This window comes from Kitasatospora sp. UYEF31 (assembly GCF_057291755.1).
This window is the reverse complement of the sequence record NZ_JBXAWK010000051.1, coordinates 25715-46202: the sequence shown is the minus strand read 5'-3', so window position 1 is coordinate 46202 and position 20488 is coordinate 25715. Positions and strand designations below refer to the sequence as shown.

Annotated in this window: 15 protein-coding genes; 6 read left to right on the top strand and 9 right to left on the bottom strand. The window is 69.1% G+C overall.

The window, feature by feature from the left end:
* Positions 1 to 124 precede the first annotated feature (124 nt).
* The 6 genes from AC0Z36_RS22635 to AC0Z36_RS22610 all read right to left on the bottom strand — a co-directional run bounded on the left by AC0Z36_RS22635 (position 125) and on the right by AC0Z36_RS22610 (position 8516).
* Complete coding sequence (locus tag AC0Z36_RS22635) at positions 125 to 1627, bottom strand: CoA-acylating methylmalonate-semialdehyde dehydrogenase (RefSeq protein WP_485464836.1); 1503 nt, start codon at positions 1625 to 1627, stop codon at positions 125 to 127.
* Between the two features lie 490 nt (positions 1628 to 2117).
* Positions 2118 to 3572 carry an FAD-dependent oxidoreductase gene (locus AC0Z36_RS22630; RefSeq protein WP_485464835.1) on the bottom strand — a complete coding sequence of 485 codons (1455 nt, stop codon included), beginning with the start codon at positions 3570 to 3572 and terminating at the stop codon, positions 2118 to 2120.
* A 254-nt stretch (positions 3573 to 3826) separates the two neighbouring features.
* Positions 3827 to 4636, bottom strand: coding sequence for an ABC transporter permease (locus tag AC0Z36_RS22625; RefSeq protein WP_485464834.1), 810 nt, complete (start codon positions 4634 to 4636; stop codon positions 3827 to 3829).
* The gene (locus tag AC0Z36_RS22620; RefSeq protein ID WP_485464843.1) at positions 4636 to 5487 is read right to left on the bottom strand and encodes an ABC transporter permease; all 852 of its coding nucleotides are present in this window, start codon (positions 5485 to 5487) and stop codon (positions 4636 to 4638) included. The genes AC0Z36_RS22625 and AC0Z36_RS22620 overlap by 1 nt, the downstream gene beginning before the upstream one ends.
* A gap of 80 nt (positions 5488 to 5567) precedes the next feature.
* Positions 5568 to 6821 carry an ABC transporter ATP-binding protein gene (locus tag AC0Z36_RS22615; RefSeq protein ID WP_485464833.1) on the bottom strand — a complete coding sequence of 418 codons (1254 nt, stop codon included), beginning with the start codon at positions 6819 to 6821 and terminating at the stop codon, positions 5568 to 5570.
* A gap of 156 nt (positions 6822 to 6977) precedes the next feature.
* On the bottom strand, positions 6978 to 8516 hold the full coding sequence (locus tag AC0Z36_RS22610; RefSeq protein ID WP_485464832.1) for a gamma-aminobutyraldehyde dehydrogenase: 1539 nt from the start codon (positions 8514 to 8516) through the stop codon (positions 6978 to 6980).
* 280 nt (positions 8517 to 8796) lie between these two features.
* Between AC0Z36_RS22610 and AC0Z36_RS22605 the strand changes: the two genes are divergently transcribed.
* Positions 8797 to 10410: a PucR family transcriptional regulator gene (locus tag AC0Z36_RS22605; protein WP_485464831.1), complete on the top strand. Its 1614-nt coding sequence runs from the start codon at positions 8797 to 8799 to the stop codon at positions 10408 to 10410.
* A gap of 7 nt (positions 10411 to 10417) precedes the next feature.
* Here the strand turns inward: AC0Z36_RS22605 and AC0Z36_RS22600 are convergent, their stop codons facing one another.
* Positions 10418 to 12310, bottom strand: a complete 1893-nt coding sequence (locus tag AC0Z36_RS22600; RefSeq protein WP_485464830.1) for a serine/threonine-protein kinase — start codon at positions 12308 to 12310, stop codon at positions 10418 to 10420.
* A gap of 412 nt (positions 12311 to 12722) precedes the next feature.
* On the opposite strand from AC0Z36_RS22600, the gene AC0Z36_RS22595 reads away from it, so the two are divergent.
* Positions 12723 to 14219 (top strand): LPXTG cell wall anchor domain-containing protein, encoded by a 1497-nt coding sequence (locus tag AC0Z36_RS22595; protein ID WP_485464829.1) that lies wholly within the window; start codon positions 12723 to 12725, stop codon positions 14217 to 14219.
* A 71-nt stretch (positions 14220 to 14290) separates the two neighbouring features.
* Here the strand turns inward: AC0Z36_RS22595 and AC0Z36_RS22590 are convergent, their stop codons facing one another.
* Both AC0Z36_RS22590 and AC0Z36_RS22585 read right to left on the bottom strand, forming a co-directional pair.
* Positions 14291 to 15487, bottom strand: coding sequence for a geranylgeranyl reductase family protein (locus AC0Z36_RS22590; protein ID WP_485464828.1), 1197 nt, complete (start codon positions 15485 to 15487; stop codon positions 14291 to 14293).
* 267 nt (positions 15488 to 15754) lie between these two features.
* Entirely contained in the window at positions 15755 to 16972 is a 1218-nt protein-coding gene (locus tag AC0Z36_RS22585; RefSeq protein WP_485464827.1) for a polyamine ABC transporter substrate-binding protein, read from the bottom strand.
* Positions 16973 to 17393: 421 nt separating this feature from the next.
* Between AC0Z36_RS22585 and AC0Z36_RS22580 the strand changes: the two genes are divergently transcribed.
* The 4 genes from AC0Z36_RS22580 (at position 17394) to AC0Z36_RS22565 (ending at position 20323) form a co-directional block, all read left to right on the top strand.
* Positions 17394 to 17870, top strand: coding sequence for an Lrp/AsnC family transcriptional regulator (locus tag AC0Z36_RS22580; RefSeq protein WP_485464826.1), 477 nt, complete (start codon positions 17394 to 17396; stop codon positions 17868 to 17870).
* A complete protein-coding gene (locus AC0Z36_RS22575) occupies positions 17867 to 19249 on the top strand; it encodes an aspartate aminotransferase family protein (protein ID WP_485464825.1) in 1383 nt (460 codons plus the stop codon). Before AC0Z36_RS22580 ends, AC0Z36_RS22575 begins: the two co-directional genes overlap by 4 nt.
* Positions 19250 to 19340: 91 nt before the next feature.
* Positions 19341 to 20153, top strand: coding sequence for an NAD(P)/FAD-dependent oxidoreductase (locus AC0Z36_RS22570; protein WP_485464824.1), 813 nt, complete (start codon positions 19341 to 19343; stop codon positions 20151 to 20153).
* Positions 20117 to 20323, top strand: coding sequence for a hypothetical protein (locus AC0Z36_RS22565; RefSeq protein ID WP_485464823.1), 207 nt, complete (start codon positions 20117 to 20119; stop codon positions 20321 to 20323). Before AC0Z36_RS22570 ends, AC0Z36_RS22565 begins: the two co-directional genes overlap by 37 nt.
* Positions 20324 to 20488 lie beyond the last annotated feature (165 nt).

Below are 20488 nucleotides of genomic sequence, written 5' to 3'. Positions count from 1 at the left end.
GCTACCGGGCTACCGGGCTACCGGGCTACCGGGCTACCGGGCTACCGGGCTACCGGGCTACCGGGCTACCGGGCTACCGGGCTACCGGGCTACCGGGCTACCGCCACACCAACACGGCACGCCATCAACTGTTGGTCGGGAAACCCAGGTTGATGCCGCCGTGCGACGGGTCCAGCCAGCGCTGCGTGACGACCTTGCCGCGGGTGAAGAAGTGCACGCCGTCCATGCCGTACGCGTGGGTGTCGCCGAACAGCGAGCTCTTCCAGCCGCCGAAGGAGTAGTACGCCACCGGCACCGGGATGGGCACGTTGATGCCGACCATGCCGACCTCAACCTCGTTCTGGAACTTGCGTGCCGCGCCACCGTCGTTGGTGAAGATCGCGGTGCCGTTGCCGTACGGGTTGGAGTTGATGAGCTCCAGGCCTTCGTCGTACGACTCGACGCGCAGGACCGCCAGGACAGGACCGAAGATCTCGTCGGTGTAGATCGACATCTCGGGGGTGACCTTGTCGAACAGGGTCGGGCCCAGCCAGAAGCCGTCGGTGGTGTCGTCACCGTCGATGATCTGCTCGCGGCCGTCCACCACGAGCTCGGCACCCTGCTTGACGCCGGCCTCGACGTAGGAGATCACCTTGTCTGCGTGCTGGCGCGTGACCAGCGGACCCATGTCCGAGGTCGCGTTGCAGCCGGCGCCGACGCGCAGACCCGCGACGCGCTCCTTGATCTTGGCAATCAGCTCGTCGGCGATCGGCTCGACCGCGACCAGGGCGGAGATCGCCATGCAGCGCTCGCCCGCCGCGCCGAAACCGGCGTTGACGGCGGCGTCGGCGACGAGGTCCAGATCTGCGTCCGGGAGGACCAGCATGTGGTTCTTAGCGCCACCGAGTGCCTGGACACGCTTGCCGTAGCGGGTGCCGTTCTCGTACACGTACTTGGCGATCGGCGTGGATCCCACGAACGAGACGGACTTGACGTCCGGGTGCTCCAGGAGGCGGTCGACGGAGACCTTGTCACCGTGGACGACGTTGAACACGCCGTCGGGCAGCCCGGCCTCCTTCCACAGCTCGGCGAGGAAGTTGGCCGTCGACGGGTCCTTCTCGGACGGCTTGAGGATCACCGTGTTGCCGGTGGCGATGGCGACGGGGAAGAACCACATCGGGACCATGGCCGGGAAGTTGAACGGCGAGATGATCGCGACGGGGCCGAGCGGCTGGCGGATGGAGTAAACGTCCACGCCGGTGGACGCCTGCTCGCTGTAGCCGCCCTTCTGCAGGTGCGGGACGCCGCAGGCGAACTCCACGACCTCCTGGCCTCGGGCGATCTCGCCGAGTGCGTCGGAATGCACCTTGCCGTGCTCTTCGACGATGATCGCGGCGAGCTCGTCCTTCTTGGAGTCGAGCAGCTCACGGAAGCGGAAGAGCACCGTCGAGCGCTTGGCCAGCGACGTGTCCCGCCAGGAGGCGAAGGCCGATACCGCGGCGCTGACGGCCTGGTCCACCTCGGCCACCGAGGCGAAGTCCACCGTGCCGGTGACCTTGCCGGTCGCGGGGTTGTAGATGTCGCCCTTGCGCTCGGAGGAACCCACGAAGGAACGACCCGCGATCCAGTGGGTGATGTGCTTGCTCAAGTCTGACCTCCGGGGAAGGCGCCGGGCGATCGACCGGCTGGGGAGTGGGTCGGTGTCACCGTCCGGGGCGGCAGGCCCGGGGCGGCACACACCTCGATACCAGCCAGTTTTACCGGGCCGCCCTCCGCAGACAACCGTCACCGTGTCGGCGATCAACCAATCGAGCTTGCAGTACGTAAAGAGCCCGCTGCGGGAGCGGCGCATCCGGCCCCGTGCCACCCTGCACGGGGCCCGGACAGCGCCACCCAGCGCAGCCCCGCATGGGGCCGGACAATCCCGCCCCGCGCCACCCTGCACGGGGCCCGGACAGCACCTTCACCGACACGACACGACAACGACAAGCAGGCACAGGGCAACCTCAAGGGCGCCCCGTGCCTGCTGCGATCAACTCAACCGAAACTCACCTGAAGCCCTCCGGCGACTTCACCAGGAGCTCATCCGAAACTCACCGGGAACCCGCCAGGAGAACTCACAGGGAAACTCACCAGGATCAGCTGTCGAAGCCCATCCCGACCTTGTCCAGCGCCTTGAGCCAGAGGTTGCGCCTGCCTTCGTTCCGGTCAGCGGCATCCATCGACCTGCGCGTCAGTTCGACACCGATCCAGCGGACCGGCTCCGGCGGGAACGGGATCGGCTTGGTGCGCACCATCTCCAGCTCCGTACGCTCCGTGGATCGTCCTTCGAGGAAGTCGAGCATGACCTCCGCGCCGAAGCGCGTAGCGCCCACGCCGAGCCCCGTGTAGCCCATCGCGTACGCGACCTTGCCCTTGTAGGCGGTCCCGTAGAACGCGCTGAACCGCGAGCAGCTGTCGATAGCGCCGCCCCAAGTGTGTGTGAAGCGCAGGCCCGCCAGCGTCGGGAAGGTCTCGAAGAAGTGCTCGGCCAGCTTGGCGAAGGTCGCCGGACGCTGGTCGTACTCGCCCTTCACGTGACCGCCGAAGTAGTAGATGGCGTCGTAGCCGCCCCACAGGATCCGGTTGTCGTCGGTCAGCCGGTAGTAGTGGAACTGGTTGGCGCAGTCGCCGATGCCCTGACGGCCCGTCCAACCGATCGAGGCGAGCTGCTCGTCGGTGAGCGGCTCAGTCATCATCGCGTAGTCGTAGACCGGTGTGATGAACGGCCGGATGCGCTTGACCAGCGCGGGGAAGACGTTGGTGCCCAGCGCGACCTGGCCGGCGAAGAGACTTCCGTACGGCGTCTTGATCACCATGCCGGACCCGTGTGCCGTCATCTCCTCGCCCTTGGTGTGCTCGAAGATCCGCACGCCGAGTTCCAGGCAGACCTTCTTCAGGCCCCAGGCCAGGCGGGCCGGGTCGACCATCGCGACGCCGTCCTTGTCCCACACGGCGGCCAGGTAGGTTGGGGAGTCGACCTCGGCGCGGATCTGCTCCGTGTCCAGGAAGGTCAGTTCGGTTCCGTACCGGGCGGACAGTTCGACCGTCTCGCGGAGGTCGTCGACCTGGTACTGCTCGGTGGCGACGTCGAGTTCGCCGGTCCGCTCCCAGCTGCAGTCGATGCCGTACTTCTTGATCGTGTCCTCGATGGCCTGGAGGTTCTCCCGGCCCAGGCGCTCAAGGGTCTCCAGTTCGTCCGGCCAGCGGTCGAGGCCGTTGTGGAAGCCGTGGGTGAGGCTCGCGGCGCAGAATCCGCCGTTGCGGCCCGAGGCGGCCCAGCCGATCTCGTTGCCCTCGATGAGGACCACATCGCGGGACGGGTCCCGCTCCTTGGCGAGCAGCGCGGTCCACAGACCGGAGTAACCACCACCGACCACGGCCAGGTCGCAGTGCTCCGTGCCGATCAGCGCGGGGCAGGCGTCGGGCCGGTCGGGCCGGTCGGGCCGGTCGAGCCAGTACGGGGTGGGCGACGCGCCCGCGAGGGCGTGCACCGCACTCCTGACCGGGTCGTGAGCGGACAGTTCAGGATCCACGTGGTTGGCAGGATCCATGGGTTTCCACCACTTTCGTGACGCCCGGCACGGGTCGTCACATCGAACCAAACGGTTGATTTTCTACCGTACGTCAGGCCCCGCCCCAAGGCGCGCGGCGCAGCAGGGCAGCAGCACACGTGCAGAACAGGGCAGCAAGGCGTCAGCGCCCGGTTTACGGCACTCAGCCGGGTGATGGCCGGCACCCGCCCGCCGCGTAGCAGGGGTCGGGCGCCGCAGGTCATCACGGCAGAGGATTCAGCACCCCGGTCGGGTCAGGCGCTCTGCTTCGCGCGGCGCGCGGAGCGGACCTGACTGACCAGGACGATCGCCACGGCGATGAGGAACATCGCCGAGCCGATCACGTTGATCTGCGGGGGTGTGCCGCGCTGCGCGGCGCCCCACACGTACATCGGGAAGGTGACGGTGTCACCGGAGTTGAAGTTGGTGATCACGAAGTCGTCGAAGCTCAGCGCGAAGGCGAGCATCGCGCCGGCGCCGATGCCGGGCAGCGCCTGCGGGAAGGTGACCCGCCAGAACGTCTGCAGCGGTGTCGCGTAGAGGTCCTGGGCGGCCTCTTCGAGCTTCGGGTCCATTCCGAGGACCCGGGCCTTCACCGCGACCACCACAAAGCTGAGGCAGAACATGATGTGGGCGATCAGGATCGTCCAGAAGCCGAACGTGATCTTCATGTTGAGGAACAGGGTGCCCAGCGAGGCGCCCATGACGACCTCGGGCATCGACATCGGGAGGAACAGCAGCGTGTTGACCGTGCTCCGGCCGCGGAACCGGTAGCGGCCGAGCGCGAACGCGATGGCCGTACCGAGAACCGTGGCGCCGATCGTGGACAGCACCGCGATCTTCAGGCTGACGCCCAGGGATCCACAGATGTCGCCGACGCCGCACGGGTTCGTCCAGGCGTCGGTACTGAAGTTGCTCCAGGTGTAGTTGAACCGGCCGTTCGGCTTGTTGAACGAGAACGCCAGAACAACCAGGTTCGGCAGGGTCATGTAGATCAGCGCGAGCGCGCCGAGGATCAGGATGACGTGGCGGCGCAGCCAGGCCAGAGCCGAGTTGAACAGCATCAGACGAGATCCTCCGTACCGGCCCTGCGGATGTACACCGTGACCATCAGCACGATCAGCAGCATCAGAACGAATGACAGTGCGGCCGCGGTCGGGTAGTCCAGAACCCGCAGGAACTGGCTCTGGATGACGCCGCCGGCCATCGCGTCGTCCGGGGAGCCCAGCCACTGCGCGTTGACGTAGTCACCGGAGGCCGGGATGAACGTCAGCAGCGTTCCGGAGACCACGCCGGGCATGGAGAGCGGCAGGGTGACCCGGCGGAATGTGGTCCGCGGGTTCGCGTAGAGGTCGTTGCTCGCTTCGAGCAGGCGCGGGTCGAGCCGCTCTAGTGAGGCGTACAGCGGCAGCACCATGAAGGGCAGGAAGTTGTACGTCAGGCCGCAGATCACCGCGAGCGGTGTGGCCAGTACGCGGTCCCCCTGCGTCAGTCCGAGCAGGGCTGTGACGTCGGTGAACTTCAGTGCGTTGAGCGCTTCGACGACCATGCCGTTGTCGGCCAGGATCGTCTTCCACGCCAGTGTCCGCACCAGAAAGCTGGTGAAGAACGGGGCGATGACCAGGACCAGCCACAGGCCGCGCCATTTGCCGGCCTTGAAGGCGATGGCGTACGCGAGGGGATAGCCGATCAGGAGGCACATGACGGTGGCCGCGGCCGAGTAGCCGAACGAGCGGGCGAATTGCGGCCAGTACTGGCTTATCGCATCCGAGTAGGTGGACCAGTGCCAGGTGAACTCGTACCCCTTCTCCAGACCGCCGGTCTGGAGTGAGGTTGAGCCCTGGACGAACATCGGGACCGCGAAGAAGACGACCAGCCAGAGGATGCCCGGGGCGAGCAGGAGGTACGGGATCATCCGGCCCCGTGCCTTGGGTTCTGCACCGCCCGGGGCGGCGGGGTCGGCCGTCTTGGTGGTGCCGACGTGGGCGAGCGCGCTCACGCCACCGCCTCGGCGGTCTCGGCGGTCTCGGCGCTGTCTTCGGCCGTCTTCTCCGGTCCGGAGGCGGGCGCGGCGCTGTCCTTCGTGCCGTCAGCCACGCCTTCAGCCGTGTCTTCAGCCACGAGGCCGAAGCCGTGGCCCGGGTTCCAGGACAGCGTCACCTGCGCGCCGGGGCGGAGCCGGTCGTCGCGCTCGATGTTCTGCGCGAAGACGTTGGCCTCCTGGCCCCAGGGCAGCCGTACGACGAACTGGGTGGACACGCCGGTGAAGCCGGCGTCCACGATCTCCACGCCGGACAGCCGGTTGCGGCCTTCGGCCACCTCGTCGCCGGCCCCGTGCATGGAGATCTTCTCGGGTCGGATGCCCATCACCAGGCGGTCGCCGACGGCGCTGTTGCGTGCCGCGGGGAGCGTCATGCGGGTGCCGTGCACGTCGAGGAGGAGGTCCTCGCCGCTGCGTCCGGTGACAGTCGCTTCAAGGAGGTTGGACTGGCCGAGGAAGTTCGCCACGAACGCGGTCTTCGGCGATTCGTACAGGTCGTTGGGCGCACCGAGCTGCTCGATCCGGCCGCCGTTCATCACCGCGATGGTGTCGGCCATGGTCATGGCCTCCTCCTGGTCGTGCGTGACGTGCACGAAGGTGATGCCGACCTCGGTCTGGATGCGCTTGAGCTCCCACTGCATCTGCCGGCGCAGTTTGAGGTCCAGTGCCCCGAGCGGTTCGTCGAGGAGCAGCACCTGGGGGCTGTTGATCAGTGCGCGGGCGACTGCGACGCGCTGCTGCTGGCCGCCGGAGAGCTGGGTGGGCTTGCGCTTGGCGAACGGGCCGAGCTGGACCAGTTCGAGCATCTCCTCGACCGGCTTCTTCACGTCTTTGATCTTTCGGCGCTTCAGGCCGAAGGCGATGTTCTCGAACACGTCCAGGTGCGGGAACAGCGCGTACGACTGGAAGACGGTGTTGACCGGCCGCTTGTACGGCGGCAGCGCGGTCACGTCCTGACCACCGATCAGGACCTGTCCCGAGCTGGGCTGTTCCAGTCCCGCGATCATGCGCAGGGTGGTGGTTTTACCGCAGCCCGAGGCGCCCAGGAGGGCGAAGAACGACCCCTGCGGGATCGTCAGGTCCATCGGGTGCACGGCGGTGAACGAGCTGAAGGATTTGCCCAGCCCGGTCAGGACGACATCGCCTTCGCCCACCGCGCCCTTCCTTCCGGTCTTCCCGGCGGAGTCGGCGCGCTGCTGATCGCTCATGGTTCCCCTCGAAGTGTCACCACCGGGCCGGAGCACGGGGCAGGTCCGGGCGCGGTGGTTCGCGCCGGTGGCCGCAGGAGGGGCTCCCCCTGCGGCCGTCCGCGCTTGTGTGTGTGGTCTGTCAGTCCGTGGACCGGTCACTTCCAGCGGGACCGGTCAGCGGGCCTGGAAGATCGTGCGGTGCCATTCCTTGCGGGCGACCGCGGTGGTCTCGTACATCACGTGCTTGACGTTGGTGTACTCGTCGAACGAGTACTGCGACATGTCCTTGCCGTAGCCGGAGGCCTTGTAGCCGCCGTGCGGCATCTCGCTGATGATCGGGATGTGGTCGTTGACCCACACGCAGCCGGCCTGGATCTCGCGGGTGGCGCGCAGCGAGCGGTAGACGTCGCTGGTCCAGGCGGAGGCCGCCAGGCCGTACGGAGTGTCGTTGGCCAGGGCGATGGCTTCGTCGTCGGTGTCGAACGGCAGGACCGTGAGCACCGGGCCGAAGATCTCGGCCTGCACGATCTCGCTGTCCTGGGCGATGCCGGTGACCAGCGTGGGGCGGTAGAAGGCGCTGCCGCGCGGGGCGTCGGACGGGGCCTCGCCACCAGTGACGATCTTGGCGCCGTAGCCGCGGGCGCGCTCGACGAAGCCGGCCACGCGGTCGCGCTGGGCGACGGACACCAGCGGGCCGATGTCGGTGTCGGGGTCGAACGTGTCACCGAGCTTGATGCCGGCGAAGATGTCGGCCACGCCCGCGACGAAGGCGTCGAACAGGGAGCGGTGGACGTAGGCGCGGGTCGCGGCGGTGCAGTCCTGGCCGGTGTTGATCAGGGAGCCGGCCACGGCTCCGTGCACGGCCGCTTCGAGGTCCGCGTCGGCGAAGACGACGAACGGGGCCTTGCCGCCGAGCTCCAGGTGGACGCGCTTGGCGGAGCGGGAGGCGATCTCGGCGACGCGGCGGCCGACGGGGGTCGAGCCGGTGAACGAGGTCATCACGACGTCGTCGTGGTCGACCAGGTGTTCGCCCGCGGTGCGGCCCGCGCCGGTGACGATGTTGATGACGCCGTCGGGGATCCCGGCTTCCTTGGCCGCCTCGGCGAACATGATCGAGGTCAGCGGGGTGAGCTCGGCGGGCTTGAGCACGATGGTGTTGCCTGCGGCGATGGCCGGGAGGACCTTCCAGCCGGCCATCTGCAGGGGGTAGTTCCACGGCGAGATCGAGCCGACCACGCCGATGGCCTCGCGGCGCACGTAGGAGGTGTGGTCGGCGGAGTACTCGCCGCCGCCCTTGCCTTCGAGGTTGCGGGCCGCGCCGGCGAAGAAGTTGGTGTTGTCCACGGTGCCGGGGACGTCGAACCCGGCGCTGAACTGGATCGGCTTGCCGGACTGGAGCGTCTCGACGCGGGCGAACTCGTCCGCGCGGGCCTCGATCACGGCGGCGAACTTCAGCATCGCCGCCGACCGGTCGGCCGGTGTGGCCCTGGACCACTCGGGGAAGGCTGCCTTGGCCGCGGCGACGGCGTTGTCCACGTCGCCGGTGGAGGCGAGCACGACGGTCTCGACGACCTCACCCGTGGCGGGGTTGACGACGTCGTGGGTCTCGCCGGACGTGCCTGCGGTCAGTCGTCCACCGATGTACTGGTGGGCGCCGTCGAAGCCGTCGTAGCGGTACGCGGTGCTGTCCTGCGACGTGTTGTTCTCAGCCATGACGGGGGGCCTCCAGTGGCCGATTGTCTCGTGCACCTAATCCATGGACTCTGCCGTCCCGTACATCCGTACGCAACTGCCAGCGCGGCAAAGTGGTGCGGGCAACCCTTACAAGTCGGCAACCGCAGGCGGGGGCCGTGCCTGGTGGGCTGTCGGATTCCAGGGCGTTCCCGGGGCCGACCCCGCGTGGTGGACTCTGGCTGACCTGTCACCATGGAAGATTGAAAGCTGTAACCGCTTACAGCCTGCCCCACCACATCGTCCTGCCTCCGGAGGTCCCGTGTTCCCGACCGTCGCCGACGTGCTGGCCTTGGACGCGGTGCGCCGCGGCGTGCCGCAGGTCACCGCCGGGTCCCGGGGACTGACCCGTGCCGTGCGCTGGGTGCACATCAGCGAGCTTGCGGACGTGGCCCAGCTGCTGCGCGGCGGCGAACTGGTGCTGACCACCGGGATCGCCCTGCCCGAGGACCGCGAGGGGTTGCAGCGCTACGTCCGCGAGCTGGCCCAGGTGGACGCCGCCGGACTGGTGATCGAGCTCGGCCGCAGGTGGACCGACGAACTGCCCCGGGCGCTGACCGCCACCGCCGAACAGCACGGGCTGCCGGTGGTCGTGCTGCGTGAGGAAGTGCGCTTCGTCAGCGTCACCGAGGCCGTGCACGGGCTGATCATCGATGCCCAGCTGAGCGAACTGCGGTCCTCCGAGGAGGTCCACCAGGCGTTCAACGAACTGGCCGTGGAGGGGGCGGAACCGGCCGAGGTGGTGCGTCAGGCCGCGCGGATGGCGGGTCGCCCCGTGGTGCTGGAGAACCTGGCGTACCAGGTCCTGGCGTACGACGCGGCCGGGCAGTCCGAGGAGGAGATCCTGGAGGACTGGGAGGACCGGTCGCGGCGGGTCCGGCTGGGGGCGCGCACCGGGTTCGACGAGCGCAGCGGCCGGCTGGTCACGATGGTGGGCGCCCGGGGCCACGACTGGGGCCGGCTGATCCTCATGGGCGACGGCACCCCGTTCAGCCCCCGGCAGACGATGCTGCTCGAACGCGCGGCGTCCACCCTCGCGCTCAACCGCCTGGTCCGGCGTGATCTGGAGAGCCTGGAGCGGCAGACGCACCGCACGCTGCTGTCCGGGATCCTCACCCACTCGTACACCGTGGGCGAGGTCACGATCCGTGCCCGGGCGCTGGGTGTGCCCCTGGAGGGGCGGCGGCTGGTCGGTGTGGTCCTGCGGCTCAAGCGGGGCCACACCCCGGCGGCCCTGGAGGCGCAGGCCAGGCTCCGCGACTTCACCGAGACAGCGGCGGCGGCCGTACGCGAGAGACGCCTTGCCGCGCTGGTCGGCGGTATCGACGACGACAGCGTCGGCCTGCTGATCGCCCTCGGGCCGCAGGACACCGAGGACGCGGCGCTTGAGGGCTTCTCAGAGGTGGTCCACAAGCTCGCCCCGGATCTCGCCGGCGACATCGTGGTGGCGGTGGGTTCGTCGGTGGGCGCGGTGCGCGACGCGCGGCGTTCGCTCCTTGAGGCCACCCAGGTCGCCGAAGCAGCCATCCACACGGGCGGCGGGGCGGCGTTCTACCGGCTGCCGGACGTACGCCTGCGCGGACTGCTGCACCTGCTGCGGGACGACGCGCGGCTGCAGACGTACGTCGAACGGGAGCTGGGGCCGCTCCTGGCGTACGACGCGCAACACAACAGTCAGTTGGTCCGCATGCTGCGGATCTACCTGGAGCAGGGCCGGAACAAGTCGGCCGCCGCGGACGCCGCGCACCTGTCCCGGCCGTCCTTCTACGAGCGACTGCACCGCATCGAGCGGATCCTCAGCGTCGACCTGGACCAGGTGGAGAGCTGCCTGTCACTGCACGTGGCGCTCCTCGGGCTCGAGGCACTGCGGCGCTGAGTGGCCGTCAGGCCGGAGCACCCGACGGCGATGCCCCGCCGAGGGTCTTCGTTTTGAGGTCGGCCAGTGCCCTGGCCTGAAACGCGCGGTCCCGCACGATGTTCTGCGGGGTGCTGAACATGTCCACCTCGACGTACAGTCCGTCCCGTACGAAGGCGGTCAGGATGACATGCCGCGGAGCGTTGTTCTCGTCGGTGAAGGTGTACTCCCAGACCACTCCTTCGCTGCCGACGATCGTCCGCTTCTCCAGCCTGACCGGCTGGTATCCGTTCAGCACCGCCCCGGCCTGCTGCCTCTCCCGGTCCTTCCACACCTGGAGGAGATCGCCGCCGCCCTGGGCCTGTTCGACCCGGGCGGTGAGCACCGACAGCTGGTCCGCCGAGGCGTACCGGGCCAGTCGCGGCTGATTCGGGTCGGGGACCTGGTTCCACCCCTCGGGCACCGTCCAGCTGAACCTTGACTCCTGTGCGGTGCGTACGACCGCCGTCGGCGCGGGCTGGCCCGCGTCGGGATAGACCGGGTAGGCGGGAAGGCTCTGCGCCAGCGAAGGCTGGGGAGTCCCGCCCGCGGTCGTGGCGGCGGACGGACCGGGCCGGGTCCCGCCCCCGTCGCCCTCCCACGGCCGCGTCATCAGCAGCACGGCCAGCCCGGCCACCACGACTGCCGCGGTCGCGACCACGAACATCCGCCGCCGGCGCCGTCCGCCGGAGACGCCCGTCCGCACCGTCGGGTTCCGCGGCGGGCCCGAGTCCATGGCGGAGTCGAGGCCGAGGGTGTCCTTGGGCCGGGCTCCGGGGCGCGGCAGCACCACCGTCTCCCGCCCGGCCGCTTCGAAATCGACCGGCGTACGGAGGAACCCGTGGCCGTGTGGCGGAGTCGGGACACGGGGCAGCGGCTCCCTGTCGTGCTTCGGCGGCGGGGTCCGCTCAGGTGGCGTCCCGGTCACCGGGACCGCGTCGGCCTCCCAGACCACTGGACCCGGGAGGCGGCCAGGGGTGTTCCGCGGACCTGACAGGTCCTGCGGCGGGACGATCCGGGTCTCCTCCCGGGCCAGCAGCTCGGACAGCCGCCGTTCCACCTCCGCCGCGGCGGGCCGTCCGCCGGGTTCCCGCGCGAGCAGTTCGCGGACCAGTGGCTCCAGCGGCCCGAGGGCGGTCCCGGGGACGGTCGGTGTCTCGATCACGATGGCGTGCAGGATCGCGATCGGCGTCGAGCGGCGGAACGGGGAGGCGCCGGTGACCATCGCGCACAGCGTGACGCCCAGCGACCACAGGTCGGACGCGGGGCCCGGATCATCGGTGGCGATCCGCTCCGGGGCCATGAACTCGGGGGACCCCACGAGGGCTCCGGTGCCGGTCAGCTGGGCTCCACCGTCGAGCGCGGCGATACCGAAATCGGTGAGCACCGCATGCCCGTCGGATTCGATCAGGACGTTCCCGGGTTTGACATCGCGGTGCAGGACGCCGCGTTCGTGGACCGTCCGCAGCGCACGGACCATTTGGACTGCAACCGCGGCAGCCTGCAACGGAGTAAACGGACCATCCTCTTCCAGGACATTGTCCAAGGAGCGGGCGTCGAGGAGTTCCATCACAATCCAGAGAAGATCTCCCTCCTCGACATAATCGTACACACGAACGACATTCGGGTGGTTGATCCGCGCTGTCGCGCGAGCCTCACGCAGACTGCGTTCCCTGGTCATTCCGTGGCCGGATTCCCGCCCCCAACCGATATCCAACGCCTTGGCCGCCACCGGCCGGTCGAGCAGCCGGTCCTGGGCCCGCCAGACCGTCCCCATGCCACCGCTGCCGAGCACGTCACGCAGCTCATACCGCCCGCCGACCACGTGTCCGGCCAGCTCACCACGCCGCCCGCCCAGCATCCGGTCCCCCGTTCCGACCACTCCGGCGCATTTCCCCAGAATGGAAATACCAGTCAGCGGACACCCCGCGCATCCGCACCCAAACGCGATCGAAATTGCCACGTACATACCAGAAATGCCGCGCGCATACCCGACAAAACGGCCACGCGATCGCTCCCCGCATCCCACTTCCGAGTGGAATTACCCGTACCGCCCCCTGCGAAAGCCCGGGTCGCCCATGGTAGAACAATCCCGCACGACCGGGAGGGATCAGGCAACGATACGGGATTGAATGACCGAATAGTTGCCGATCGCGAATCGCCGATCAGGCCCAGATCGTCGGATTCAAGATCCAAATTCCGGGTTGATCGCAAAGGAGGCAAACGCCATGTCCGATGCGCCCGACGAAAGATCAGAAAAAGACACGGAAAGGTCCAGAAGTTCCAAAAAACCCATGAACTCCCGCAGCTCCCGTCGGCGGATGATCGCCGTCGCCATCCCCGCCGGCGCGGTCGTCACCGTACTGGCCGTGTCGGGACTTACCTCGGGTGAATCGAAGCAGACACCGCTGCGGGCCGCCCCGGCCGCGGCCCAGGCCTCCTTCGGCGGCATCGGCGTCCACGTGGACGCCAGCGTCCCGCAGCTGCTCGGCGCCAACGTGGACCTGCACGCGGGCGACGGCGGAGGGTCCGGCGGGCAGACCCTGACCCAGACCGCAACGGCCACTGTGACCAAGCCCGCTCCCACGGTGACCGTGACCACCACACGTACGGCGACCCAGACCGTCACCGCGACCGCGACGGTCACCGCCACCGCCACCGTGGTCCGCCCGGGACCGACCGTGACCCAGCCGGGGCCCACGGTGACCCAGCCGGGCCCGACGGTCACAGGGCCGGGTCCCACCGTGACGCAACCCGGTCCGACGGTCACCAGTCCGGGACCCACGGTCACAGGGCCGGGGGCGACCGTCACCAACCCCGGCCCCGCCACCACCCGGCCGGGCCCGACGGTCACAGGGCCGGGTTCGACCGTGACACAACCCGGGCCGGGGTCCACCTCGACGGTGGTCCAGCCCGGCTCCACCGTCACCCGGCCGGGGCCGACTGTCACCCGTACGGTGACCGCTCCCCCCAAGCCCGGCCAGGTGTTCTCCGTCGAACGCCCCGCCGTCATCGAGATCGATTCGAAGACGGGCAAACTCGCGTTCGACATGACGATCACCAACACCACCGGCAAGGCGCAGCCGGTCCGTGACGTTGTCGCGGCCAGCACCGGTCAGCTGCGTCTGGACCGTCTTTCCGGTACGGAGTGCAAGACCGCCGCCGCGGTGTCGGCGGGTGCCCGCGACACCTGGCGGTGCGACTCGCCCGAACTGGGCCCCGGGCAGCGGCGCACGTGGCGGGTCAACGGGACGCACCTCGGGGTCGCCGCGGCCGGCGGCGGCGCCGGCGGGACCAGCGGCGGCGGCAGGAGCGCACCCCTGCTGCTCCAGCTCGCCCCGGAGGACTCCTCCACATTCACCGCGTGGGTACTGCCGCAGGGCGGCACCGACCTGTCCGCGGCACTCGGGCAGATCGGCCCGCTGACACTGTCCCCGAACGCTGCGGGGAACGACCCGAACATCCTGGGTTACCGGCTGGCCGACAGCACGTCAGGCGGCACGGGCGGGGCGGGCACGACGGTTGGTTCGACCGGCGGAGGCGGCACGGGAGGCAGCTCCACCGGCGGTGGTGGCACCACGGGCGGGGGTGGCGCCACGGGCGGGGGCACGGGCGGGGGCACGGGCGGCGCTGAACCGCCGGCCACGCCCCCGACGGCGCTGCCCAAGACCGGTTCATCCCCGGCGACCGCTCCGATGGCGGGCGGGGCCACCGCGCTGGTCGCACTCGGGGCCGCGCTGGTGGCGGCGGCACGACGCAAGCGCAAGGAGTCGGTGCAGGACGAAGGCTGATCCTGTACGGATTTCAGCCAGGGCCTGGCCCGCGCCGTTCCGGCAGGCCGGGCCTTCCCTCTCCACCGGGCTCAGTGTCCGGCGAGCTCAAGCACCTTCCGGGCACCCCTGCGCTCCACCGCCCCGGCGAAGTCCAGGTCGCCCCGGACGAACCGCTCGAACGCGTGCCAGGCCTTGGGCAGTACGGAGATGGCCCCGTGGAAGGCCAGGGGGTGCTTCTCGAAGGCGTCCAGGAGCTTCCGCCCGGCACGCATCTCCCGGCCGAGGGTGTCCTCGACCTCGCGGCGGTAGTCCTCAGCTGCCGCTTCCACGTCCTGGGGCCCCGCACCGGCCGCCATGAGCGCTGCGGCCTCCCCGGCCGCGCGCCCCGAGCGCAGAGCGTACGAGATGCCCTCCCTGGTCCACGGTTCAAGCAGTCCCGCAGCGTCCCCGGCAACCAGGACACGACCCCGGGCCAGCGGTGATCCGTCCTCCCGGCAGCGTGTCAGGTGCCCCGAGGAGACCGCGGGTTCGAACCCCGCCAGGCCCAGCCTGGCGATGAAGTCCCGCAGGTATTCCTTGGTCCGTGCCCCGTCGCCCCGTGCGTGGATGACGCCGACCGTGAGGGTGTCACCCTTCGGGAAGACCCAGCCGTACGAGCCCGGCAGGGGGCCCCAGTCGATCAGCACCCGGCTCCGCCACTGCGCGGCGATCTCCGCCGGGACGGGGATCTCCGACTCAAGGCCGAGGTCGACCTGGCCGATGCGGACGCCGACGTGCGCCGCGGCCCGGCTGGCACTGCCGTCCGCGCCGACCAGGGACCGGGCCCGGAGCGTCCCGCCGTCGCCGAGGGTGAGCGTCACCCCGTCCGCATCTTCCGCGATCTTCTGCACGGTGGTCTCCGCACGGAGCACCGCGCCCGCCGCGACGGCTGCGGCGGTCAGCGCGGCGTCGAACTCCGCCCTGTTGACCACCTGGAACAGGGGACGCGGCGATGTACGCACCCGGCGCAGCCGACTGTTGTATGTGAACACGACCGCCCGGACTGTGTCCTGTACGGGCAGTTCGAAGCCTGGGGGCAACGCCCCTGCGGCCGGGCCGATGATGCCGCCGCCGCACGTCTTGTAGCGGGGCAGCGCCGCCTTCTCCACTAGGACGACGCTGCGCCCCGCGCGGGCGGCGGCCAGTGCGGCGGAGGCTCCGGCCGGTCCGGCGCCGACCACCGCGACGTCCCACAGGTCAGGCTCGGGAGCGTTGCCGTACGGGGTGTCAGGAAGGGTGCCGGTCATGGGTGGTGAGCCTACCCAGGAGCCGGGTGCCCGCTGCGCCGTGCCGCCCGGAAGCCGCCCCTGGCCTGGAGGCACGGGGCGCGTGGCTGTTTCCCGGGACCAGGACCAGGACCGGTTCCGGGGCTGAGACCGGGCCGGAACCGGGCCCCGGGCCTGGGCGCACGGAGCACCGGGCTGATTCCTGAAGCCGGTTCCGGGGCCGGTCCGTCCCCGTTCAGTCCTGCCCTGTCCCGTTCAATCCCGTCCAGTCTGGTCAGCGGACCGGGCCTACAGCCCGATCACGTTCCCCCACTGCTTTTCCCACTTCTTGCCCTCGGCCTCGGTCGTGTCGCGCATCCCGTGCAGCCGGGCGAGCATCCTCGCGTCCGGAAAGATCAGCGGGTTCTCCGCCGCTTCACGGGTGTCCGCGCTCTCGGACTTCGCCATGACCTCCTGCGCGGCCGGCACGGGGCAGACGTAGCCGACCGATTCGGCCAGCTCGGCGGCAATCTCCGGCTGGTAGTAGAAGTCCATCAGCTTCTCGGCGTTCGACTTGTACGAGGCGCGGTTGGGGATCATGAGGTTCTCCGACCACAGTTCGCCACCCTCTTCGGGTACGACGAACGCGATGTCGGGGTTGTCCTTCTGGAGCTGCGCGACGTCGCCGGAGTACGCCTGGCAGGCCACGATGTCCCCACTGGACAGGCCTTGGATGTACTCGTTGCCGGTGAACCCCCGGACGTGCTTGGTGTCCACGAGTTTCTGCATCCGCGCGATCACCTGTTCGACGTGGGCGTCGGTAAACCTCATCGGGTCGACCCCGTCGCCCAGAAGGAGCAGCGAAACGGCCTCCATGAAGCCGGAGAACAACGTGATGCGCCCTTTGAGTTCGGGCTGCCACAGCTCACTCACCGAGCGCAGTTCACGCCCGAAGGTCTTGCGGTTGTAGGCGATCCCGGTGACGCCACTCTGCCACGGGACGGTGAAGTCGCGGTGCGGGTCGTAGCCGGCGCTGCGCAGCGCCGGGGCCAGGTTCGCCTGGACGGTGGGCAGGTTGGCCTTGTCCAGTTTCTGCACCCAGCCCAGGCGGACGAAGCGGGTGCACATCCAGTCGGAGATGACGATGAGGTCGCGCCCGGGTTCCTTACCCGCCTGGATGGCGGGGTGGATCTTGCCGAAGAACTCGTCGTTCTCGTTGATCTCTTCGCTGTAGCGGACATCGATGCCGGTCTGATCGGTGAACTCGGCCAGCGTGGGGTGCTTGGTCTCATCCTTGTCGTCCACGTCGATGTAGAGCGGCCAGTTGGAGAAGCGGACGAGCTTGTTCTTGTCGGAGCGGTCCGTGCCGGTGCGTTTGTCCTCGGCCACGTAGGCCGAGGGGATGCCACAGCCGGTCGCCGCGCCGAGGGTGCCCAGAGCTGCCGCGGCGCCTGCTCCGCGCAGGAACAACCGCCTGCTCGGTGCGACTGCGGGGCGTGTGGCGCTGCGGTGGGGGCGACGGGTCATGCGGTGGCTCCTCGTGCGGGGCGTGTCACGTACGCGTGGGGCCTGCGGGCGAGCAGGCGCGTGGGGACGGGGCTGGGGTCGGAAGTCGGCCCCGTGGTGTCCGGCCCCCGGGCATCTTGGCTTCCGGAGGCGGGCGCGGACAAGGCGCACGGTGTCACCGTGTCTGGTGGGGATTTGACACGCTGGGGAGGTCGTCGTGGCAGGTGGGCGGACCCGTGCGCGGCTGGTGGGGCATCGCACGGGTCCGCACGGGGCAGTTGCGACGTTACGGCAGGACCGCGGGACGCGCACGGAGCAGAACACGCATGAAGCAACCGGATCAGCAGATTCATCTTTTCCTGACAACTAAATCAATCGTCTAACGCGAATTATACGACGAATTCCCTTGCCAAGAGGGACAACGTGAGGCAGAGTGACAGTCGTGGCCAGTCGTGACAGGAACACCCCCGCCAACTCGCTGGACGCCGTTTCAAAGGCGATCATCGAGCAGCTGCAGGAGGACGGGCGCAGGTCGTACGCCGCCATCGGCAAAGCCGTAGGGCTGTCCGAGGCGGCCGTCCGCCAGCGCGTCCAGCGCCTGCAGGACCAGGGCGTGATGCAGATCGTCGCAGTGACCGACCCGCTGACGGTGGGATTCCACCGGCAGGCGCTCGTCGGCATCAAGGTCGAGGGTGACATCGATCCGGTCGCGGACCTGATCGCCGCGATGGACGAGGTGGCGTACGTCGTCGTCACCGCGGGCTCGTTCGACCTGCTGGCCGAAATCGTCGCCGAGGACGACCAGCACCTCCTCGACGTGATCAACAAACGGATCCGCGCGATTCCGGCCGTCCGGAGCACCGAAAGCTTCGTGTACATGCGGCTTCAAAAACAGACCTACCACTGGGGCACCAGATGACAGACCAGTCCGCGAACCAGGACTTCTCAAAGAGCGCCTACGACCACCTGTGGATGCACTTCACCCGCATGTCGTCGTACGAGAACGCTCCGGTCCCGACCATCGTGCGGGGCGAGGGCGCTTACATCTGGGACTCGGAGGGCCGCAAGTACATCGACGGTCTGGCCGGCCTGTTCGTGGTCCAGGCCGGGCACGGCCGCACGGACCTGGCCCAGGTGGCCGCCAAGCAGGCGTCCGAGCTGGCGTACTTCCCGATCTGGAGCTACGCGCATCCCAAGGCCGTCGAGCTGGCCGAGCGTCTGGCGAACTACGCCCCGGGCGACCTGAACAAGGTCTTCTTCACCACCGGCGGCGGTGAGGCCGTGGAGTCGGCGTGGAAGCTCGCCAAGCACTACTACAAGCTCAAGGGCAAGCCCACCAAGCACAAGGTGATCTCCCGCGCGGTGGCGTACCACGGCACCACGGCCGGTGCCCTGTCGATCACCGGTCTGCCCGGCTACAAGGCCCCGTACGAGCCGCTCGTGCCGTCGACCTTCCGCGTGCCGAACACCAACCAGTACCGGATGCCGACCTTCCTCGAGGACAAGTCTCCTGAGGCGTTCGGCCGCTGGGCCGCCGACGAGATCGAGGTGGCGATCCTCAACGAGGGCGCCGACACCGTCGCGGCTGTCTTCCTGGAACCCGTACAGAACGCGGGCGGCTGCTTCCCGCCGCCGCCCGGGTACTTCAAGCGGGTCCGTGAGATCTGCGACCAGTACGACGTGCTTCTGGTGTCCGACGAGGTCATCTGTGCGTTCGGCCGGCTCGGCACGATGTTCGCCTGTGACAAGTTCGGCTACGTGCCGGACATCATCACCTGTGCCAAGGGCATGACCTCGGGCTACTCCCCGATCGGCGCGATGATCGTGTCCGACCGGATCGCCGCGCCGTTCTACGAGGGCGACAACGTCTTCATGCACGGCTACACCTTCGGCGGGCACCCCGTGTCGGCCGCGGTGGCGCTGGCCAACCTCGACCTCCTCGACCAGGGCGGCCTGAACCAGAACGTCCTGGACAACGAGGGCGCGTTCCTCAAGACCCTGGAGAAGCTGCACGACCTGCCGATCGTCGGCGACGTCCGCGGCAACGGGTACTTCTACGGCATCGAGCTCGTCAAGGACAAGGCCACCAAGGAGACCTTCGACGAGGACGAGTCCGAGCGCCTGCTGCGCGGCTTCCTCTCGAAGGCGCTCTACGACAACGGCCTGTACTGCCGCGCTGACGACCGTGGGGACCCGGTCATCCAGCTGTCCCCGCCGCTGATCGCCGACCAGGCGCTGTTCGACGACATCGAGCAGATCCTGCGCACTGTGCTGACCGAGGCGTGGACCAAGCTCTGACGCACCATGGAAGGCCCCGTGCCGGTCGGCACGGGGCCTTCCGTCGTATCCGGCTCCAGACCAAAAAACCTGACCTTCTCGGAGGACTCCGGTGGACCCGTACCGCAACCTGTCCCTGTGGTTCGACAGTCTCGGCGAGGACATCACCCCGCGCCCGCCCGCGTCCGGTGACCTGGACGTCGATGTGGCGATCGTCGGCGCGGGCTACACCGGCCTGTGGACGGCCTACTACCTGGCGCAGGCTGATCCATCGCTGCGGATCGCCGTGCTGGAGAAGGAGATCGCCGGGTACGGGGCCTCCGGCCGGAACGGCGGCTGGTGCTCGAACCTGTTCCCCGCTTCGCTCGCCAAAGTTGCCCGGGGCACTTCGCGCGGAGCGGCGGTCGACCAGCAGCGTGCCATGAACGCCACGGTGGACGAGGTGGGCCAGGTGGTGGCCGTCGAGGGCATCGACTGCGACTGGGCGAAGGGCTGCACGATCGATCTGGCGCGTACGGCCGTGCAGTTGGGGCGGGCCCGCGCAGCGGTCGCCGAGGAACGGGAATGGGGCTTCGGCGAAGCCGACGTACGACTGCTCGGAGCGGACGGCCGACTGGCCTTCGGCGGACGCGGCACGCCTTACCACTTCGGCTCGCGGGTAGAGCCGGAGTACGACCGGGACCTGCAAGTCTTCACCGGCCTGGCGCAGACTCTGCGGGAACTGTTCCCCGCCGTGGCCCAGTCCCGGATCACGCACAGTTGGGGCGGCCCGCTGGGCGTCGCCCGTGACTGGTACGCCTCGTGCGGCTACGACCGGGGCAGCGGCTCCGCCTGGGCCGGCGGTTATGTCGGCGACGGTGTGGTACCGCGAACCTCGCGGGACGCACCGTGGCCGACCTGGTCACCGGCCGGGACACGGACCTGACCGCCCTGCCGTGGGTGGGGCACCGGTCGCCGAAGTGGGAGCCGGAGCCGCTGCGCTGGCTCGGTATCAACATCGGGCTGCGGGTAATGACCGCCGCTGACAGCGAAGAGGCCCGTACGGGGCGGAAATCCCGTCTCGCCAAGGCTTTCGGCCGGTTCCTGGGGCATTGAGGGCGGGAAGTTGCCTTCCGGGCACTGACGGTGGGGAATGCCTTCCGGCCGGACACTGCCCGTGGGGATTGCCCTCCGGACCCTGACGGTGGGGAATGCCGTCCGGTCACCTTCTCCGCCCCGTGCCTGCCTGCACGGAGCGGAGAAGCCTGCGGAATTCAGGCC